The sequence below is a fragment of the Paenibacillus sp. 01T422 genome (assembly GCF_056398785.1).
This window is the reverse complement of sequence record NZ_JBFTQB010000757.1, coordinates 1-3,278: the sequence shown is the minus strand read 5'-3', so window position 1 is coordinate 3,278 and position 3,278 is coordinate 1. Positions and strand designations below refer to the sequence as shown.

Below are 3,278 nucleotides of genomic sequence, written 5' to 3'. Positions count from 1 at the left end.
GTCCGATACAGATCGTCTACTGATGGTTGAACGTATTAAGTCGGAGTGAAAAGTGAACCGAGTCCTCATGGATTCGGTTTTTTTATTATCATAATACCTCATACTTTCACCCGAATAGGGAAGCTTAACTAGAACTATTTCTTATCCGAGGGGAAAGGTGAGGGAAGTATGCATCATAATGAGAGCATGCAGCGAATGCATCTAGGTAAAGGGAAAGAACGACAGAAGGGCAATTATTTTGAAGATCGCGATAAGCAACCTCCTCAGAATAATAACTCGGGAGCAAAAAAAGGTCGATTAGACTCACAAGCGATTCTTCTGCTTATTGTTCATACGCTATTTGGCAGCGCAAATGCGCTGTCGGGAACTTTCGTTGGCGTATATTTGTGGAAGGCCAAAAATGACTACGCTTTAATTGGCTGGTTCACATTAGCGACTCATTTGACGATGGCTATCACCTTCTGGCTGGCAGGGAAATGGGTGAAGGAGCATAATAAAATGAACTGCCTGCGCATTGGCGTAGCCATTTCGGCAGTCTTTTATATGCTGGTTCTGTGGCTGGGGGCTAACAGCTTTCAATATTTTGTTTGGCTGGGCGTCGTGCAAGGAATTTCAGCGGGGTTATTCTGGGTTGCTTTTAACGTTGTTTACTTTGAAGTAACGGACCCAGATAATCGAGATCGGTTTAACGGTTCAGTAGGACTGCTTGGAGCTGGGGCGGGCATTATCGCGCCATGGATTTCAGGCTTGCTGATTGTGAATTTGGGAGATATCAAGGGCTACCGGTTAATCTTCTCGATTTCACTCGGCATCTTTCTGTTAGGTGTTGTGATTAGCTTTTTTTTGAAAAAGAGAAAAGTACAAGGTACCTACGAATGGATGTTTCCTATTCGAAGCCTTCGGCAAGCGGAAACGCCTTGGAAGCGAGTAAGCTTATCCTTGGTTTTTCAGGGCGTTAGAGAAGGCGTTTTCGGCTTTATGATCGCTTTGCTTGTGTACATTTCCACATCAAGTGAAGCAAGTCTAGGGAACTTTGTGTTGATTACGTCAGCGGTTTCTTTGGTTAGCTTCTGGGCGGCAGGTCGTTTTATCAAACCACGGTTCCGTAAGGTTAGCATGTTTATCGGTGCAGCTATGGTGGTAGCGATCATTCTTCCTTTTTTCTGGAAAATGGGATATAGCACTTTGCTTATTTTCGGATTGGGGTCAGCGCTGTTTTTCCCCATGTACTCCGTACCGATGGTATCGGCCGTATTTGATCTCATTGGTTCGACAGAAGCAAGCGCTAAGCAAAGAGAGGAATATATCGTGCTTCGTGAGCTGGCCTTGAATGTAGGCAGGGTCTGCGGAGTTCTGCTGTTCATAGGCGTGATTTCGTGGAGCAAAGCGCCACTTGTCATTAATGTGCTTTTATTAGTCATTGGCAGCTCTCCGCTATTTAGTTGGTATTTTATGAAAAAGCAGTTATCTGTAATTAAAACTTGACATCTCTTGGGCTTCCCGATAAAAATGTGGATAGAGTTGGTTATTGGGAAGAGGAGGGGGCAACCCTTGACACATAAAAAAATGGTGAACAGCATCACTGAGTTAATAGGCGATACGCCGGCAGTCCGCATTCAGCGGTTGGTTGAGCCTGGTGATGCAGAAGTGTATGTAAAACTTGAATATTTTAATCCAAGCGGCAGCGTAAAGGATCGGGCAGCTTTTAATTTAATCGAGCAGGCGGAGCAAAATGGGCTGCTTCACCCGGGCGCAACAATTATCGAGCCGACCAGCGGCAATACAGGCATTGGCCTGGCTATGAATGCCGCAGCCAAAGGTTATAAGGCCATTCTTATCATGCCGGATAACATGTCCAAGGAACGGATTAATCTGCTTAAGGCCTATGGCGCAGAGGTTGTTCTGACTCCTGCCGCGCTGCGGATGCCAGGAGCTATTGCCAAAGCACAGGAGCTGAGGGATCAAATTCCGAACAGCTACATCCCTCAGCAATTCGAGAATCCGGCTAATCCGAGCATTCACAGGATTACGACAGCTCCTGAGATTCTGGAGCAGATGGAAGGCCGTCTGGATGCTTTCGTGGCTACTTCAGGTACTGGTGGTACGATCACTGGAACGGGTGAGGTGCTTCGCGAGAAGCTTCCGAACATACAGATTTATGTCGTGGAGCCCAAGGGTTCACCTGTACTATCTGGAGGAAGCCCTGGGCCGCATAAGCTTGTTGGTACGAGCCCGGGCTTTGTACCCTCTATTTTGAATACCAGTATATATGATCAGATTGTGCAAGTTACGGATGAGGATGCAATCGGTACGATGAAAGGTTTGGCTAGTAAAGAAGGTATTCTCGTAGGACCATCCGCCGGTGCATCGGTTTGGACGGGACTGCAGGTCGCCCGTAAGCTTGGAGCGGGGAAAAGGGTGCTTTGTATTGCACCGGATACGGGTGAAAGATATTTAAGTATGGACCTATTTTGAATAAAAGATAGGCAATGAGTACGGCTTACTGGATCGAAACATTCAGAAGTCGTATTTTTTAAAAAGATAAGAATTTATATGTTTTGGGGTTTTGGGCTTTCTCAAAAGTAGATAAATCTACTTGAGGGTAGCCCTCTTTTCTTTAAAATAGCTGGACAGTATGGTTATACCTGCCCAACTATCCTTGTTTTGTTGTATATCGCTTCTTTCTTAAACCGATTATGGGCAAGGGAAAGCCAACCTACCTCAAGGCTAACTTTGGCCAGCCGCACACATCCATGTATCGTCTTTCTCATCATAGCTCCAGTTGTCGAGTTTGCTGATGTCGTTTTGCCAAGCCTTTGTTTTTTCGGGGTGATAGGTGCTATATTTCACTATGCCTTCAAGCTGTCCCGATTTCCAAGAATTCCTTGATGCATCTCATGTCTTCCTCTCTATCCATTGGCAAGAACAGTTGTCCATGGATATGTAACGTACAAAAGAAACTTCTCCATTGTTTTGATGGTTGCTTGACACTTCCATTTTACCAAGGGTTTTTTTCTTTTTGTTTGTACAAAGGTCTATTAACCATTTGGGATAGCCCCTTTTCAACGTACACTTGATGGTAGTACATGATGTAAAAAGTACAGTAAATTCGCATCTGAACCAGCTATAAGTGATGAAGTAAAATAGTTTGTGTACCAGTATTTGGAGTATGGTCGAACGACAAAAAAGTAGGGTATTCTCGGGATTACCACACCACCAAGAAGGAGCCCTACTCAATGACTACTATACCCCAAAATAATTTAAATGATCTACTAGAA

Annotated in this window: 2 protein-coding genes; both read left to right on the top strand. The window is 44.7% G+C overall.

Annotation, left to right across the window (positions count from 1 at the left end; all coding sequences use genetic code 11):
- The first annotated feature begins 168 nt into the window (after positions 1 to 168).
- Positions 169 to 1,485 carry an MFS transporter gene (locus AC1DUA_RS30615; protein WP_477503335.1) on the top strand — a complete coding sequence of 439 codons (1,317 nt, stop codon included), beginning with the start codon at positions 169 to 171 and terminating at the stop codon, positions 1,483 to 1,485.
- 81 nt (positions 1,486 to 1,566) lie between these two features.
- Positions 1,567 to 2,475, top strand: coding sequence for a cysteine synthase A (gene cysK, locus AC1DUA_RS30610; protein ID WP_477503336.1), 909 nt, complete (start codon positions 1,567 to 1,569; stop codon positions 2,473 to 2,475).
- Positions 2,476 to 3,278 lie beyond the last annotated feature (803 nt).

What these genes read in the sequence shown, in the direction of transcription:
- AC1DUA_RS30615 (WP_477503335.1), top strand. Translation starts at nt 169, where the DNA reads ATGCATCATAATGAGAGCATGCAGCGAATGCATCTAGGTAAAGGGAAA.
- cysK (WP_477503336.1), top strand. Translation starts at nt 1,567, where the DNA reads ATGGTGAACAGCATCACTGAGTTAATAGGCGATACGCCGGCAGTCCGC.